This window comes from Streptococcus sp. HMSC068F04, from assembly GCF_001837455.1.
GTDB classification, from domain to species: domain Bacteria; phylum Bacillota; class Bacilli; order Lactobacillales; family Streptococcaceae; genus Streptococcus; species Streptococcus salivarius_D.
Map to the genome: position 1 here is coordinate 38,242 of NZ_KV832462.1, position 16,683 is coordinate 54,924.

At 40.0% G+C, this 16,683-nt stretch carries 19 protein-coding genes; all 19 read left to right on the plus strand.

Annotated features, from left to right (window positions below; genetic code table 11):
* Positions 1–131 precede the first annotated feature (131 nt).
* Positions 132–434, plus strand: coding sequence for an Asp-tRNA(Asn)/Glu-tRNA(Gln) amidotransferase subunit GatC (gene gatC, locus HMPREF2571_RS01565; RefSeq protein ID WP_002884769.1), 303 nt, complete (start codon positions 132–134; stop codon positions 432–434).
* Positions 434–1,900, plus strand: a complete 1,467-nt coding sequence (gatA, locus tag HMPREF2571_RS01570; RefSeq protein WP_014632690.1) for an Asp-tRNA(Asn)/Glu-tRNA(Gln) amidotransferase subunit GatA — start codon at positions 434–436, stop codon at positions 1,898–1,900. The genes gatC and gatA overlap by 1 nt, the downstream gene beginning before the upstream one ends.
* On the plus strand, positions 1,900–3,342 hold the full coding sequence (gene gatB, locus HMPREF2571_RS01575; protein WP_003018306.1) for an Asp-tRNA(Asn)/Glu-tRNA(Gln) amidotransferase subunit GatB: 1,443 nt from the start codon (positions 1,900–1,902) through the stop codon (positions 3,340–3,342). The genes gatA and gatB overlap by 1 nt, the downstream gene beginning before the upstream one ends.
* 96 nt (positions 3,343–3,438) lie before the next feature.
* Positions 3,439–3,822, plus strand: a complete 384-nt coding sequence (locus HMPREF2571_RS01580; RefSeq protein WP_014632691.1) for a hypothetical protein — start codon at positions 3,439–3,441, stop codon at positions 3,820–3,822.
* A gap of 76 nt (positions 3,823–3,898) precedes the next feature.
* Entirely contained in the window at positions 3,899–4,816 is a 918-nt protein-coding gene (locus HMPREF2571_RS01585; RefSeq protein ID WP_014632692.1) for a DMT family transporter, read from the plus strand.
* Between the two features lie 137 nt (positions 4,817–4,953).
* Entirely contained in the window at positions 4,954–5,481 is a 528-nt protein-coding gene (locus tag HMPREF2571_RS01590; protein WP_002884676.1) for a YqeG family HAD IIIA-type phosphatase, read from the plus strand.
* Positions 5,481–6,599 (plus strand): ribosome biogenesis GTPase YqeH, encoded by a 1,119-nt coding sequence (yqeH, locus tag HMPREF2571_RS01595; RefSeq protein WP_070847059.1) that lies wholly within the window; start codon positions 5,481–5,483, stop codon positions 6,597–6,599. The genes HMPREF2571_RS01590 and yqeH overlap by 1 nt, the downstream gene beginning before the upstream one ends.
* 238 nt (positions 6,600–6,837) lie before the next feature.
* Positions 6,838–7,155 carry a ribosome assembly RNA-binding protein YhbY gene (gene yhbY / locus HMPREF2571_RS01600; protein WP_002884193.1) on the plus strand — a complete coding sequence of 106 codons (318 nt, stop codon included), beginning with the start codon at positions 6,838–6,840 and terminating at the stop codon, positions 7,153–7,155.
* A 107-nt stretch (positions 7,156–7,262) separates the two neighbouring features.
* Entirely contained in the window at positions 7,263–7,895 is a 633-nt protein-coding gene (locus HMPREF2571_RS01605; RefSeq protein ID WP_002884372.1) for a nicotinate-nucleotide adenylyltransferase, read from the plus strand.
* Positions 7,892–8,488 (plus strand): bis(5'-nucleosyl)-tetraphosphatase (symmetrical) YqeK, encoded by a 597-nt coding sequence (yqeK, locus tag HMPREF2571_RS01610; protein ID WP_070847061.1) that lies wholly within the window; start codon positions 7,892–7,894, stop codon positions 8,486–8,488. Before HMPREF2571_RS01605 ends, yqeK begins: the two co-directional genes overlap by 4 nt.
* The gene (locus tag HMPREF2571_RS01615; RefSeq protein WP_045771996.1) at positions 8,489–8,989 is read left to right on the plus strand and encodes a cysteine hydrolase family protein; all 501 of its coding nucleotides are present in this window, start codon (positions 8,489–8,491) and stop codon (positions 8,987–8,989) included.
* Between the two features lie 14 nt (positions 8,990–9,003).
* On the plus strand, positions 9,004–9,354 hold the full coding sequence (rsfS, locus tag HMPREF2571_RS01620; RefSeq protein ID WP_002891669.1) for a ribosome silencing factor: 351 nt from the start codon (positions 9,004–9,006) through the stop codon (positions 9,352–9,354).
* Positions 9,355–9,800: 446 nt separating this feature from the next.
* The gene (locus HMPREF2571_RS01625) at positions 9,801–10,541 is read left to right on the plus strand and encodes a class I SAM-dependent DNA methyltransferase (RefSeq protein ID WP_070847063.1); all 741 of its coding nucleotides are present in this window, start codon (positions 9,801–9,803) and stop codon (positions 10,539–10,541) included.
* Positions 10,542–10,547: 6 nt separating this feature from the next.
* Positions 10,548–11,639, plus strand: coding sequence for a nucleotidyltransferase (locus tag HMPREF2571_RS01630; RefSeq protein ID WP_070847065.1), 1,092 nt, complete (start codon positions 10,548–10,550; stop codon positions 11,637–11,639).
* Positions 11,640–12,374: 735 nt separating this feature from the next.
* Entirely contained in the window at positions 12,375–14,480 is a 2,106-nt protein-coding gene (locus tag HMPREF2571_RS01635) for an AAA family ATPase (RefSeq protein WP_070847067.1), read from the plus strand.
* 499 nt (positions 14,481–14,979) lie between these two features.
* On the plus strand, positions 14,980–15,105 hold the full coding sequence (locus HMPREF2571_RS10785; protein ID WP_002884447.1) for a hypothetical protein: 126 nt from the start codon (positions 14,980–14,982) through the stop codon (positions 15,103–15,105).
* A 17-nt stretch (positions 15,106–15,122) separates the two neighbouring features.
* Positions 15,123–15,731, plus strand: coding sequence for a DUF4230 domain-containing protein (locus HMPREF2571_RS01640; protein WP_002884297.1), 609 nt, complete (start codon positions 15,123–15,125; stop codon positions 15,729–15,731).
* Between the two features lie 93 nt (positions 15,732–15,824).
* The gene (locus HMPREF2571_RS01645; RefSeq protein ID WP_231724201.1) at positions 15,825–16,289 is read left to right on the plus strand and encodes a hypothetical protein; all 465 of its coding nucleotides are present in this window, start codon (positions 15,825–15,827) and stop codon (positions 16,287–16,289) included.
* Positions 16,290–16,306: 17 nt separating this feature from the next.
* A complete protein-coding gene (locus HMPREF2571_RS10640; protein WP_162837453.1) occupies positions 16,307–16,474 on the plus strand; it encodes a hypothetical protein in 168 nt (55 codons plus the stop codon).
* Positions 16,475–16,683: the final 209 nt, after the last annotated feature.

The following is a 16,683-nucleotide window of genomic DNA, read 5'->3' on the forward strand; positions in this document are numbered from 1 at the left end:
AAAAAGCTCTATCTCTGTAAACTGTAGTGACAAAAAAGTTACTACAGTTTTTTTATCCTCCAAGCAAAATAGGCTAAATTATGGTAAAATAGAGGGTATTGAAAAATCATCATTTCACGAAAGGAAGCAAGATGAAAATTACGCAAGAAGAGGTAACCCACGTTGCCAATCTTTCAAAATTGAAATTCTCTCCAGAAGAGACAGCTGAGTTTGCGACAACCTTGTCTAAAATTGTCGACATGGTGGAATTGTTGGAAGAAGTGGACACAACAGGTGTTGCCCCAACAACGACCATGGCTGACCGCAAGACCGTATTGCGTCCGGATGTTGCTGAAAAAGGGACTGACCGTGACCGCTTGTTTAAAAATGTACCTGAAAAAGATAACTATTACATCAAGGTACCAGCTATCCTAGAAGATGGAGGAGATGCCTAATGTCATTCAACAATAAAACCATTGAAGAGTTGCACGACCTCCTTGTCTCTAAGGAAATTTCGGCAACGGAATTGACCCAAGCAACGCTTTACGATATCAAGGCGCGTGAAGAAGCAGTCAATGCCTTTGTGACAGTGGCAGAAGAAGTGGCTCTTGCGCAAGCCAAGGCCATTGATGAAAAGGGAATTGATGCAGATAACCTCTTGTCAGGGATTCCACTCGCTGTCAAAGACAATATCTCAACAGATGGCATCTTGACTACTGCGGCATCAAAAATGCTCTACAACTACGAGCCAATCTTTGATGCGACAGCTGTTGCCAATGCCAAAGCCAAAGATATGATTGTCATCGGGAAGACCAACATGGATGAATTTGCCATGGGTGGATCTGGAGAAACTTCTTACTATGGACCAACCAAGAATGCTTGGGACCACAGCAAGGTGCCTGGTGGATCTTCTAGTGGTTCAGCAGCTTCTGTCGCTTCAGGGCAAGTCCGTTTGTCCCTTGGTTCAGATACAGGTGGTTCTATCCGTCAACCGGCTGCCTTCAACGGGATTGTTGGTCTCAAACCAACTTATGGAACGGTTTCCCGTTTTGGTCTCATTGCCTTTGGTAGCTCACTCGACCAAATTGGTACTTTCTCACCAACGGTTAAGGAAAATGCCCAATTGCTTAATGTCATTGCCAGTGAAGATGCCAAGGATTCAACTTCAGCACCAGTACGCGTAGCCGATTTTACTTCTAAGATTGGTCAAGACATCAAAGGTATGAAGATTGCCCTTCCTAAGGAATACCTCGGTGAAGGGATTGACCCAGAAGTCAAAGAAACTATCCTCAATGCGGCTAAACACTTTGAAAAATTGGGAGCAACTGTCGAAGAAGTTAGCCTTCCACACTCTAAATACGGGGTTGCTGTTTACTACATCATCGCTTCATCTGAAGCTTCTTCAAACTTGCAACGTTTCGACGGGATTCGCTATGGTTTCCGTGCAGAAGATGCTAAAAACTTGGATGATATCTACGTGAACACTCGTAGCCAAGGCTTTGGTGATGAGGTCAAACGCCGTATCATGCTTGGTACCTTTAGTTTGTCATCTGGTTACTACGATGCTTACTACAAGAAAGCTGGCCAAGTCCGTACCCTCATTATCCAAGACTTCGAAAAAGTCTTTGCGGATTACGACCTTATCCTTGGACCAACAGCTCCAAGTGTAGCCTTTGATTTGGATTCGCTCAACCATGATCCAGTTGCCATGTACTTGGCTGACCTCTTGACCATTCCAGTCAACTTGGCAGGTCTTCCAGGGATTTCGATTCCTGCAGGTTTTGCGCAAGGTCTTCCAGTTGGTTTGCAGTTGATTGGTCCTAAGTATTCTGAAGAAACCATCTACCAAGCTGCAGCTGCCTTTGAAGCAACGACGGATTACCACAAGCAACAACCCCTTATTTTCGGAGGTGACAATTAATGAACTTTGAAACAGTCATCGGACTTGAAGTCCACGTTGAATTGAATACAAACTCAAAAATTTTCTCACCAACCTCTGCTCACTTTGGGAATGAGCAAAATGCCAACACTAATGTGATTGACTGGTCTTTCCCAGGGGTGCTTCCTGTCTTGAACAAGGGTGTTGTGGATGCTGGTATCAAGGCTGCTTTGGCGCTGAATATGGATATCCATCAGCACATGCACTTTGACCGTAAGAACTATTTTTACCCTGATAATCCAAAAGCCTACCAAATTTCGCAATTTGACGAGCCAATCGGATATAACGGTTGGATTGAAGTGCAATTGGAAGATGGCTCAACTAAGAAAATTGGGATTGAACGTGCCCACTTGGAAGAAGACGCCGGTAAGAACACGCACGGAACAGATGGATTCTCTTACGTAGACCTTAACCGTCAAGGGGTTCCATTGATTGAAATCGTATCTGAAGCAGATATGCGTTCTCCTGAAGAAGCCTACGCTTATTTGACAGCTTTGAAAGAAGTCATCCAGTATACTGGTATTTCAGACGTCAAGATGGAAGAAGGATCTATGCGTGTGGATGCTAACATTTCCCTTCGCCCATACGGTCAAGAGGAATTTGGTACCAAGACTGAGTTGAAAAACTTGAACTCTTTCTCAAACGTTCGTAAAGGTCTTGAATACGAAGTGCAACGCCAAGCGAAAATCTTGCGTTCAGGTGGTGTCATTCGTCAAGAAACACGCCGTTATGATGAAGCTAATAAGAGCACTATCCTTATGCGTGTCAAAGAAGGAGCAGCGGATTACCGTTACTTCCCAGAACCAGACCTTCCATTGTTTGAAATCTCAGATGAGTGGATCGAGGAAATGCGTACTGAGTTGCCAGAGTTTCCAAAAGACCGTCGTGCTCGCTACGTGGCAGAGCTTGGTTTGTCTGACTATGATGCCAACCAATTGACAGCTACGAAAGTTACTTCAGACTTCTTTGAAGCAGCCGTAGCCCTTGGTGGCGATGCCAAACAAGTGTCTAACTGGCTCCAAGGTGAAGTCGCGCAATTCTTGAACGCAGAAGGCAAAACGCTTGAAGAAATCAAGTTGACACCAGAAAACTTGGTCGAAATGATTGCCATCATCGAAGATGGAACCATTTCATCTAAGATTGCCAAGAAAGTCTTCGTTCACTTGGCGAAAAACGGTGGCGGTGCGCGTGAATACGTCGAAAAAGCTGGTTTGGTACAAATTTCAGATCCTGAAGTCTTGATCCCAATCATCCACCAAGTCTTTGCAGACAATGAAGCAGCCGTAGCCGACTTCAAGTCAGGTAAACGTAACGCTGACAAGGCCTTCACCGGCTTCCTCATGAAAGCAACCAAAGGCCAAGCCAACCCACAAGTAGCCCTCAAGCTACTTGCTCAAGAATTGGCTAAGTTGAAAGAAGAGTAATAGATAAACAACCAGCCGAAAGGTTGGTTTTTTCTTTGCAATATTTGTGTTAGACTAGTTGGGAATATTTTTATAGAAGATTTCAGGAGCAAACCAATGAACAAATTCTTAAGAGTCTTATTTATCCTAGTCATCATCGCCATGACTGGTGCCATTATTTTTCAGCTATTCTTTCCCACCTATATGGGAAGTCATTCGGGTTACGGTATTTCAGTTGGATGGCAGAGGGAGATTGGTATTTGGAATGTGGCGGTTCTGGTCATCCTCCTTGCCGTTAACCTAAAGTACGATTGGTTTTATCTGAGAGCAGTTCTGATTGCTTTGATTCTGGGAGGCCTAGGTATTGGAACCAATCATTTCCTTAGCTATCTTCAATACCATCACTCTGTTAATGCTGTTGGAGCTTTTGAGAATTATCTTTTAGTTCTTGGCTGGATTGTCGGTTGGTGGATAGAGCATTCCTCAAGAAAAACAGTTTAATTTTTCTGAAGTAATCGTCTGACATACAATTCCCTATGTTATAATAAATAGGCATTATCATAATCGAGGAAAACACATGTCTAAACAACTTAAAGGTAGTCTGATGGTCATAACTGCTGGGATTGCCTGGGGAGTCTCAGGGGTTTCTGGCCAATACCTGATGGCTCATGGGGTTAATGTCAATCTTTTGACGAGTTTACGTTTGATTCTAGCTGGTACTTTACTAACGGCTTCGGTCTTTTTTAGGCAGCGAGACAAATTAGTACAAGCCATTAAAGATAGGAAAACCTTAGTAAGTATCGCCTTATTTGCTCTCTTTGGTCTGGTCTTGAATCAGTATGCCTATCTCAGTGCTATTCACTACACCAACGCTGGAACTGCGACAGTCTTACAGTATGTCACGCCAGTTCTTATCTTGGCTTTTGTGTGTGCTAAGAACCGCAGATTTCCAACGGTCTCAGAGTTAGTGGCGATTATCATGGCTATTGCGGGAACTTTTATCATCGCAACGCATGGTCAGGTGACAGAGCTAGCCATCACACCTATTGGTTTGTTCTGGGGCCTCTTCTCGGCAGTAACCTATGCACTCTATATCCTACTGCCTGCTAAGGCTATTGAAAAGTGGGGCAGTCTGATTGTCATCGGTCTAGGAATGTTACTCGGTGGTCTGATTTTTCCAATTGCTATCCAAGCCTGGAAGTATGAGTTACCCTTGACTGGTGGCAATCTTTTAGCACTTTTTGGGTTGGTCTTCATCGGGACAGTCTTTGCCTACACCGTTTTCCTTAAGGGGACGACCATGGTTGGCGCTGTAAAAGGAAGTCTCCTGGCCTCGGTAGAACCTGTGGCATCGGTCATTTTAACGGTCTTAATCATGGGTGACCACTTCTTTGCCATTGATGTGCTTGGAATGATTTTAATTGTTCTTGCCGTTATCCTCATTTCGCTTAAGGATTTAGTAGCCCTTAAAAAACAAGAGAAAATTCAAAGATAAAGATAGAGCCCAAGTGATTGTGGCTCTTTTTCGATACCGTTGTGTCAAAGATGTTCTTAAAAAATAGGACTTAAGTCCCACACATAAACCTTAAAAATATGGTAAAATAAGAGGTAAACTAACATTTTGGAGAGAAAATGAGTATAGACGATTACAGGCCCCATTTTATGGTGGAGGCTGTTTATGATTTGAAACCTGACCAACTACGTGAACACGGTATTCGTGCTGTCTTGGTCGATTTAGATAATACCTTGATTGCTTGGAATAACCCTGATGGGACTCCTGAGCTACGTGCTTGGTTAGATGAGATGACAGAGGCTGACATTCCAGTTGTTGTGGTCTCTAACAATAAACATGAACGTGTTGAACGTGCGGTTGCCAATTTCCATGTGGATTTCGTGAGTCGTGCCATGAAACCTTTTACGAAAGGGATTAATGAAGCGATTGAGCGTTACCACTTTAACCGTGACGAGGTTGTTATGGTTGGAGATCAGCTCATGACTGACATCAGAGCTAGCCACCGAGCTGGTATTCGCTCGATTTTGGTTAAGCCCTTGGTGCAATCAGATGCTTGGGTAACCAAGTTTAATCGTTGGCGTGAGCGTCGCATGTGGAAAAAGATTGAAAAAGCATATGGTCCAATGACCTTTAACAAAGGAATTTAATGGAAGAATTATTTTGTATTGGCTGTGGAGCCCAAATTCAAACAGAAGATAAAGAAAAGGCTGGTTACACACCCGCTAGCTCTATAAAAAAAGCTGAAGAAACAGGTGAGTTGTACTGTCAACGTTGTTTCCGCCTTCGTCATTACAATGAAATTGTGGATGTCCACATCACAGATGATGAATTTTTAAAATTGCTTCATGAAGTTGGAGACAGTGATGCCCTCGTTGTCAATGTTGTTGATATTTTCGATTTTAATGGATCAATCATTCCAGGCTTGTCACGCTTTGTTTCTGGGAATGATGTGCTCTTGGTCGGAAATAAAAAGGATATCCTACCTAAATCAGTTAAAGATGGTAAGGTAACCCAATGGTTGACAGAACGTGCCCATGAAGAAGGCATGCGTCCTGTGGATGTCATGTTGACGTCTGCCCAAAATCATCACGCCATTAAAGAGTTGATTCAGCGTATTGAAAAACTCCGTAAGGGTCGTGATGTTTATGTTGTCGGTGTGACGAATGTTGGTAAATCAACCTTAATCAATGCGATTATCAAGGAAATTACAGGTGATAAAGATATTATCACGACTTCTCGTTTCCCAGGAACAACCCTTGATAAGATTGAAATTCCTTTGGATGATGGTACTTACATTTTTGATACACCAGGAATCATCCACCGCCACCAGATGGCACACTATCTGTCAGCGAAGGATCTCAAGTACGTTAGTCCTAAGAAGGAAATTAAGCCAAAAACTTACCAGTTAAATGCAGGCCAAACTCTATTCCTAGGCGGTCTTGGACGATTTGACTTTATTGATGGGAATAAGCAAGGTTTTACAGCCTTCTTTGATAATAACTTGAAGCTTCATCGTACCAAACTTGAAGGTGCAGATGCCTTCTATGATAAGCATGTTGGAAGTCTTCTCATGCCCCCTGGACCAAAGGATCTGGCTGATTTTCCAAAACTTGTTCGTCACGAATTTACTGTCAAAGATAAGACAGACATTGTCTTCTCGGGATTAGGTTGGATTCGTGTCCAAGGAAAAGCTGACCAATCAACCATCGTTGCTGCCTGGGCACCAGAAGGTGTTGGCGTCGTCGTACGAAAAGCGATTATTTAAACTTAATAAAGTAGTTAAAAGTATAAAAAGAGTCTTTTCAATGAACATGAAGTTTGCCTAGATTTACGTCAGGAGCAAACGATGTGTTTTTCGCTATGATAGTAATCCAAGTTACATTTTATGTTACTTGGATTCGGAATTTTTGAGACCCTAGGCTCAAAAAATAGCTATGAAACCGAAGGTTTGCTAGCGTCCGTATCACCCTAGAAAAACAGCAAAAAAATTAAAAGGAATAAACATGTCATTAACATCAAAACAACGTGCCTTTCTTAAATCGGAAGCACACACACTTAAACCTATTGTACAAATCGGGAAAAACGGTCTTAACGACCACATCAAAACTAGCGTTCGCAACGCCCTTGATGCCCGTGAATTGATTAAAGTAACCCTACTCCAAAATACTATGGAAGATATTCATGAGGTTGCTGAAATCTTGGAAGAGGAAATTGGCTGTGATACAGTCCTTAAGATTGGACGTATCTTGATTCTCTATAAAGAATCAGCTAAAAAAGAAAATCGTAAGTTGTCACCAAAGGTCAAAGCAATCCAAAAATAGTTGCTGATTTTGCTTGGTGAAGGACAAACTAAGGTATAGGAACACTTTCGAAGCATTAAAGCTAGCCTTAAGTCAGTTGTATAATGCTTGAGATAGAGGAGACGTACATGGCATTAGATCTCGTAACCCCATTTACAAAGGTTCAACTAGAGGAAGAAATCAAAGATACAGGCCGTAAGCAAGTGGGAATATTAGGTGGAAATTTCAATCCTGTTCATAATGCCCACTTGGTTGTTGCTGACCAGGTGCGTCAGCAGTTAGGCCTCGATGAAGTTCTTCTCATGCCTGAATATGAGCCACCTCATGTCGATAAAAAAGAGACCATTGATGAAAAACACCGCCTTAATATGCTTATGTTGGCTATTAACGGTATCGAAGGATTGGACATCGAAACCATTGAGTTGGAACGTAAGGGAATCAGTTATACTTATGACACCATGAAGCTCTTGACGGAAGCCAATCCTGATACGGATTATTACTTTATTATTGGAGCGGATATGGTCGAATACCTACCTAAGTGGCATCGTATTGATGAACTTATCGAGATGGTCCAATTTGTTGGTGTTCAGCGTCCTAAGTATAAGGCTGGAACCTCTTACCCAGTTATTTGGGTGGATGTGCCCCTTATGGATATTAGTTCAAGTGCAGTCAGAGCCTACATTAAGAAGGATCGCACACCTAACTTTATGGTGCCACAGTCTGTACTTGCCTACATCAAGAAAGCGGGGCTCTATAAATGACCTATGAAAAATACCTAGACTATTCTCGTGAAGAACTTCTTGAAAAGATTCGAGCGGTCATGAGCCCTAAACGCTTTAATCATGTCCTGGGTGTTGAGCGAGCTGCTATTGCTCTTGCTGAAAAGTACGGATATGATACTGAGAAAGCCGGATTGGCTGGTTTGCTTCATGATTATGCCAAGGAACTTCCAGATCAGGAATTCTTGGAGCTTATCGATAAGTATGAGCTTGATCCTGAATTGAAACAATGGGGGAATAATGTCTGGCATGGCATGGTTGGGATTTATAAAATCCAAGAAGATTTGGGATTGACTGATTCCGAAATTCTACGCAGTATTGAAATCCATACCGTCGGAAGCCATGAAATGTCAACCCTAGATAAGATTGTCTATGTGGCTGATTATATTGAGCATAACCGTAATTTCCCTTTGGTAGAGGAAGCTAGACAAGTAGCAGAGCAATCCTTAGATAAGGCAGTTGCTTTTGAGACAGTCCATACTGTAGAACACTTGGCTCATCAGGCCTTGCCTATTTTCCCGCAAACCTTGGAAACCTATAATGCTTTTGTGAAGTACTTGAAAGAGGATCAGTGAGTGAAAACAGCTTTTATCATTATTGATGTGCAAAATATCTTAGTAGAAACAGGTTTTGAAACAAAAAAGCTGTTAGAGAAAATCTCTTATTTACAAAATCAGGCTAGAAAACAGCAGATTGAAATCATCTACATTCAACATATTGAAACGAATGAGGCTCTAACCTCTGAAGATTGGCAATTATCGCCACTATTAAAGAGACAGCCTGATGAAAAGGTATTTCAGAAGCAATACAATAGTATGTTTAAAGAGACAGGTTTAAAAGAATACTTGGAGCAACAAGGAATTAAACAACTAGTCTTGTGTGGTATGCAAACAGAATATTGTGTCGATACATCCGTTAAAGTTGCTTTTGAACACGGCTACAAGCTAGTAATTCCTGAAGGTGCTGTTACAACCTTTGATGGAGATGACATTCCGGCAGAAACAATTAATGAATTTTACGAGAACATTTGGGATGAGCGTTTTGCGGATGTCTTAGATTACAAAACGATTTTTTAATGAAAGAGGATTAAATGAAAGAAGAATTACTTGAATTGGTTGTCAAAGCTGCTGATGAAAAGCGAGCTGAAGACATTGTTGCCCTTGATTTGTACGGTCTTACAAGCCTAACAGATTACTTTGTTATTTTGAGTGCAATGAATAGCCGTCAGTTGGAAGCTATTGCTGACAACATCCGTGAGAAAGTGAAAGAAGCTGGCCTTGACGCTAGTCACATGGAAGGTGACAACAAGGGGGGGTGGATTCTTTTGGATCTTAACGACGTCGTTGTTCACATCTTTACAGAAGATGAACGTGCTCACTATAACCTTGAAAAACTCTGGCATGAAGCACCAATGGTGGATGTGTCAGCTTATTTGGCATAAAAATTGAACTCAGTTGGCGACAACTGGGTTTTGTTGCTTAAACTAAAGATTTAATAGGAAGGATAGAGCCTTGTGTTTAGTTTAGTTGGCTTGTCAACTGAACACGCACCAAAAACTGTGAGAAAAAGATAAACTTTCTTTGTATCTGGTGATACGGCAGAAAGTTTCCTATTTTCTCTATGCTTTTGACGCTCTTTGTATCTTAGAAAGGATTTGAACTCGTCCTGTAATCGTCGGAAAATAGACAGCTCTATGTTAAATTATTAATATTAAAATTTATTATTTGGCGCAGTAGCTGATTGGACTCTTCATTCGCTTTTTAAGCTCGGAAGAGTACCTAATCAGCCTTGCGGGGGTGAGACAACGAACGATTTTTCTAAGAAAACTCGTTCTGTCTCACTCCCCTAATTTTCTTTCCGATTACGGGCGGACTTGGTATCATCATTATGGCTACTTATGAAACTTTTGCGGCGGTCTACGACGCTGTTATGGATGATAGTCTTTACGATTTGTGGACGGATTTTTCCCTCCGTCATTTGCCAAAGACTAAGGACAAAAAGAAATTGCTTGAATTGGCTTGTGGGACTGGGATTCAGTCTGTACGCTTTTCTCAAGCTGGATTCGATGTGACTGGACTTGATTTGAGTGCTGACATGTTGAAGATTGCGGAGAAGCGTGCGTCTTCCGCCAAACAGAAAATTGATTTTATTGAAGGTAACATGTTGGATTTATCACAAGCTGGCAAGTATGATTTTGTGACTTGCTACTCAGATTCTATCTGCTATATGCAGGACGAAGTAGAGGTTGGGGACGTCTTTAAAGAGGTTTACAATGCGCTCAATGAAGATGGCGTCTTTATCTTTGATGTGCACTCAACCTATCAGACGGATGAGGTTTTCCCTGGATATTCCTACCATGAAAATGCAGAAGACTTTGCTATGCTTTGGGATACTTATGAGGATGAGGCACCGCATTCTATCGTCCATGAATTGACCTTCTTTGTCCAAGAGGAAGATGGAAGCTTTAGCCGACATGATGAGGTCCATGAGGAGCGTACCTATGAGGTCTTGACTTATGATATCTTGTTGGAGCAAGCTGGCTTCAAATCTTTCAAACTTTACGCTGATTTCGAGGATAAGGAACCGGCTGAAACTAGTGCACGTTGGTTCTTTGTGGCGCAAAAGTAAGAACCTATGAGAGTTACAGGTATTATTGCTGAGTTCAATCCTTTTCATAACGGCCACAAGTATCTCCTAGATCATGCCGAAGTCGTAAAAATCGTTGCTATGTCTGGGAACTTTGTTCAGCGAGGCGAGCCAGCTATTGTGGATAAGTGGACTAGAGCTCAGATGGCTTTGGAAAATGGGGCTGACCTCGTGGTTGAGTTGCCTTTCTTGACGGCAGTTCAGTCTGCCGATTATTTTGCGGCTGGAGCCGTCGATATCTTGTCCCGACTGGGAATTGATAGCCTTACTTTTGGCACGGAAGAAGTCCTAGACTACCAGGCGATAGCAGATGTTTATGCTGAAAAATCCGAGGAAATGGAAGCCTTTGTGGAAAGTTTGCCTAGTGATTTGTCTTATCCACAGAAGACGCAAAAAATGTGGGAAAAGTTTGCTAGTGTGGACTTTACTGGCAATACCCCCAACCATATTCTAGGATTAGCCTATGCCAAAGCTTGTGCTGGTAAGGGCATTAAGTTGACTCCTATCCAGAGACAGGGGGCTGGCTATCATTCCTCAGACAAGGAAGTATCTTTCGCCTCAGCGACCAGTCTACGTCTCCACAAGCAAGATAGTGATTTTGTGGATAAGTTCATGCCCAATAGCAAACTTTTTCAAACTTCTCCACAGGTCACTTGGGATAATTATTTCCAATTGTTGGTTTATCAGATTCTTACAAATCCTGATTTGACCAGTGTTTTCCAGGTAAATGAAGAGATTGCCAGTCGTTTAAAAGCTGCTATCCGTGAGGTTTCTTCTGTGGAGGAACTAGTGGATAAGGTGGCGACCAAACGCTATACAAAAGCACGGTTACGTCGTATTTTGACCTATATCCTAGTTGGAGCTGTGGAAAATCCTTTACCTGAATCTATTCATGTGCTTGGATTTTCTCAAAAAGGGCAAGCTCATCTCAAATCTGTGAAAAAGTCTGTGGATATAGTGGCTCGGATTGGAAGGGAGCCTTGGGATATGCTTACACAACAAGCGGATAATGTTTATCAATTAGGCAATCCCGAGCTTTCCGAACAAAACTTCGGACGCATACCAATTAGAGTAAAATAGTTTTATAGAAGGTCTACCCTTGGTAGGCTTTTTTACTTTTCGGAAAATATTCTTAAAAAGGTCAAAAAAGATCAAATAAAACTATTGACCTTTACTGACTAATGGTGTATGATAGTCACATAAGGATTTATCTTCCTTATAAGTTTTGTAGCATTGGCTAGATTATTGTAAAAAGGTAATTATAACTTGGCTACAAAAAATGATAACAAAGGTCAAAGAAAGTCAAAAAAACTATTGACTATTACTGACCAATGTTGTACAATATAAACATAAGGAAATGAAATCCTTATGAAGGCTGTGTCAATAGCCCATATACCAATAAAAAAGGATTGCAGCTAGTCTGCAAAAATTTTCACCTGAAAGGTCAGTAAAAGTCAAAACTAAATTCTTGACCTGATCAAATGAAAGGTATATGATAAAACTATAAGGAAAAAGAATTCCTTGATATTCAAGTTTCTTTCTGAAAAAACTGTTTATAGTTTCGAAAGGGACTTGGAAGTTAGCTATATTGAGAGATTCACAGAAAGAAGGTGGCTCTTATGCTAAATGATAATTTATTTAAGACTGAGAGAGTTCTCAGTCTCCTACCAAGAGCAAAACCTGAAATTATTAGAAGAGTAGTTGAAGCTACTAAAAATTTTTAGGGTTTTGGTCAGTAAAAGTCAAAACTTACACATTAACATAAAAAATAACACTTAAAAAATTTCACAAGAAAACACAAAACGAGGTAATTATATGAACAACAACTTTAACAATATGGATGATCTTTTCAATCAATTGATGGGTAACATGGGTGGTTACCGTTCAGAAAACCGTCGCTACATGATTAACGGTCGTGAAGTGACACCTGAAGAATTTGCTATCTACCGTCAAACAGGTCAATTGCCTGGTAATGAAGGTGAAGCAGTGAACCCAACTCAACATCAAGGTAAAGGACCTAAACAAGATGGTATCCTTGCTAAACTTGGTCGTAACTTGACTGAAGAAGCTCGCGAAGGTAAATTGGATCCTGTTATCGGACGTAACAAAGAAATCCAAGAAGCTTGCGAAATCTTGGCTCGTCGTACTAAGAATAACCCAGTCCTTGTCGGGGACGCTGGTGTTGGTAAAACAGCTGTAGTTGAAGGTTTGGCTCAAGCTATCGTTAATGGTGATGTCCCAGCTGCTATCAAGAACAAAGAAATCATCTCAATCGATATTTCTGGACTTGAAGCTGGTACGCAATACCGTGGTAGCTTTGAAGAAAACATTCAAAACTTGGTAAATGAAGTCAAAGAAGCTGGAAATATTATCCTCTTCTTCGATGAAATCCACCAAATTCTTGGTGCCGGAAGCACTGGCGATGGCCAAGGCTCTAAAGGTCTTGCTGATATCTTGAAACCTGCTCTTTCACGTGGTGAATTGACAGTGATTGGTGCAACAACTCAAGATGAATACCGTAACACTATCTTGAAGAACGCAGCTCTTGCTCGTCGTTTCAATGAAGTTAAGGTTAATGCTCCTTCTGCTGAAGATACTTTCAAGATTCTCCAAGGTATTCGTGATCTTTATGAAAAACACCACAATGTTATCTTGCCAGATGATGTCTTGAAAGCAGCAGTAGATTTCTCTGTCCAATACATTCCACAACGTAGCTTGCCAGATAAGGCTATCGACCTTGTCGATGTAACAGCTGCTCACTTGGCTGCTCAACACCCAGTGACTGATGTGAATGCTGTTGAACATGAAATCGAAGAAGAAAAAGCTAAACAAGAAGCTGCAGCTGCCAAAGAAGACTACGAAGCAGCTCTAAACGCTAAGGTTCGTATTGAAGAACTTGAAAAGAAAATTGCTAACCATACAGAAGACCTTAAAGTCACTGCAACTGTTAACGATGTAGCTGAATCTGTAGAACGTATGACTGGTATTCCAGTGTCACAAATGGGTGCAACTGATATCGAACGTTTGAAAGATATGGGTCACCGTTTGCAAACTAAGGTTATCGGTCAAGATAAGGCCGTTGAAGCAGTGGCACGTGCCATCCGTCGTAACCGTGCAGGATTTGACGAAGGTAACCGTCCAATTGGTAGCTTCCTCTTTGTAGGACCTACTGGTGTTGGTAAAACTGAGTTGGCTAAACAATTGGCTCTTGATATGTTCGGAACTAAAGATGCTATCATTCGTTTGGACATGTCAGAATACAGCGACCGCACAGCTGTTTCTAAATTGATTGGTACAACAGCTGGTTATGTTGGTTATGATGACAATAGCAATACTTTGACAGAACGTGTTCGCCGTAACCCTTACTCAATCGTCCTTCTCGATGAAATTGAAAAGGCTGACCCTCAAGTTATCACACTTCTTCTCCAAGTTTTGGATGATGGTCGTTTGACTGATGGTCAAGGTAACACTGTAAACTTCAAGAATACTGTGATTATCGCAACTTCAAACGCAGGATTTGGCTATGAAGCTAACTTGACAGAAGATGCTGATAAACCAGAACTTATGGATCGTTTGAAACCTTACTTCCGTCCAGAATTCCTTAACCGTTTCAATGCTGTTATCGAATTCTCACACTTGAGCAAAGAAGATCTTTCTAAGATTGTAGACCTTATGTTGGTTGAAGTTAACAAGACTCTTTCTAAGAAAGACATTGACTTGGCAGTTAGCGAAGCTGCTAAAGAATACATGACTGAAGAAGGCTACGACGAAGTCATGGGTGTTCGTCCACTCCGTCGTGTGGTTGAACAACAAATCCGTGACAAAGTCACAGACTTCCACTTGGATAACCTTGATGCTAAACATCTAGAAGCTGATATGGAAGATGGTGTCTTGGTTATCAAAGAAAAAGATGCTAAATAAAAAGCATAAAACCTCCTAATCCTATTTATGAAGCAGAGATATTAAATATCTCTGCTTTTTTATGTTCTTTCTTGGTACTTTGCTAAGTGATGACGGACGTGAGAGACCGACTCCGTCGTTTCTTGACTAAATTATTTTAAGACTTTCCTTGGGTGCTACGGACGGAAGCGACTTCCTAGCGGAATTCCATTCCTAAGATTTGAGCCTGGGTCTCAAATCTTCCGAGTGAGAGAAGCAATAGTGCTTCTCTCACTTTTAGCACAGCGGAAAGTCTTGCTTTGTGTATAGCTGTGACTTTTATATTTATTCTTAAATATAAAATGAGATAAAATTGTTTAAATTATGATAATATGATAAATAGTTAAAAATATATTCTATTTTCAAGAAAGCGTTGACAACGCATTCATATCGCTATATAATTTTTGTGTAAAATTAAATTTTAGTTAGTGATTTCTTGGGTTTAATATTACAATCTTTTGTTATTTGATAAGGAGAAATAATGTTAAAAGTAGTTTTATGGATTTTGGCTATTCTACTTCTTGTAGGAATAGCAATGTTGAACCCCCTAATTGCAGCTGGTATTGTGATTGCAGGATTGTTAATCCAGTTGTTTTTGAAGAAATGAGTTAATAGGAAAAAAGTATGAAAAAGATAATATATGGTATTTTAGCGATTTTATTAGTGATTGTCGTAGGATTCATTTTTCTTAGCGTATATAAAGGGAGTGAGTCATCTGGTAATCAAAAACCAAAGACAGAAATCATAGTAAATGTAAAATCTTTGGAAAAGGTCAGTGAGTTAGTTTTACTCAATGCATCTATTCAAAAAGTTAAGTCAATAGAAAATAATACAAAGTTATTTGGTAGTAACTTTGTAATACCTGGTTCAGAAAAGAAAGCACTCATTATTCTAAATTATACGGCAAAATTCGGTATTAAGAATGATGTAACCATTAAAGATAATGGTAATCATAATTATCAAGTTACATTACCCAAATTTGAAGTTATTGGTGTTGAATTAGATAAAGACAAACCTTATACACTCTACGATACTAGTGGAGGGATTCTTAGTTATTCGACTAAAGACATAGATACTGGTGAGGCTGTTGCAGAAGGTTTTTCAAATAAGGAACAACAAGGTTTTATAAAGGACAATAAAAAATTATTAAAGGAGTCAGCCGAGAAGTACTACTCTACAATGATTAAATCTTTGGACCACGAGGCAAAAGTGACAATTGAAACTCAAAAATAAAGGTAAGGAAAAGATATGTTAAAGTAAATTTTTAATGTTAGCGTTTATGTACTTGCAGTTTTTGGATTTATATTTACATTGTTAATAATTTTTTTGGCTATTAGAGATTCTTCGAATGAAAATTCTACTAATGGCAATAATACGTCAAAAGTAGGACAAAGTATTACGGGTTCGAAAAAAAAAGTAGCAAAAACGGAAGAACTATATAGTGATAAAAATATTAAAATAACAAGAACTGGTGGAAATATTATTATTGATAACTTAACGGATAAAGAAATTAATATTGAATCAACTATTGTAATTAACAATAGTATTGAAGCAACACCATTTAGTTCGTCACAATCTAGTATCGATCCGAAAGGAAAGCAGTCAGTATCTATATCAGAATTTGTTGCAGTTAATCCAGGACAGAAAGTTGAGGAATCAGACGAAAAAGCAAAAAAAGCAAACTACTATAAGCATAAAATGAAGAGCGGTGAAAATATTGGGTGGACTGCTAATATACAGAATGGTAACTATGATACAATGAATTCATTTAGTATAAATTTTAATTACTAATTGTGAGGAGATGCAGAATGGATTTATTGGATAAACTGTTAAGTAATAAGATTGTTAATACAAATGGTTACACACGTTCAGATACTGGTACCAAAGTCCATTCCTATTTAAGGACACATCCTAAAAATCAAGGCTTAACGAAATCAGCAACACGTTCTATTATTAATGCTTTAAAAAAGAAATAGTAATTATATGAAAATAGGTTTAGTAGTGTTCTCTTTAATCTGATTAGTGGTGCCTTTTATTATTGAATGGTACTTTCTGTTGTGAAAAAAAGGAACATTGAGTGACTGTTACACTATCCATAAACTTTTTATAAGTTTTCATCATTGACAAAAAAGGTAAGTAGCCGATGCTACTTACCTTTATTTTGTGACTTTAAGTCCGTTTCGCT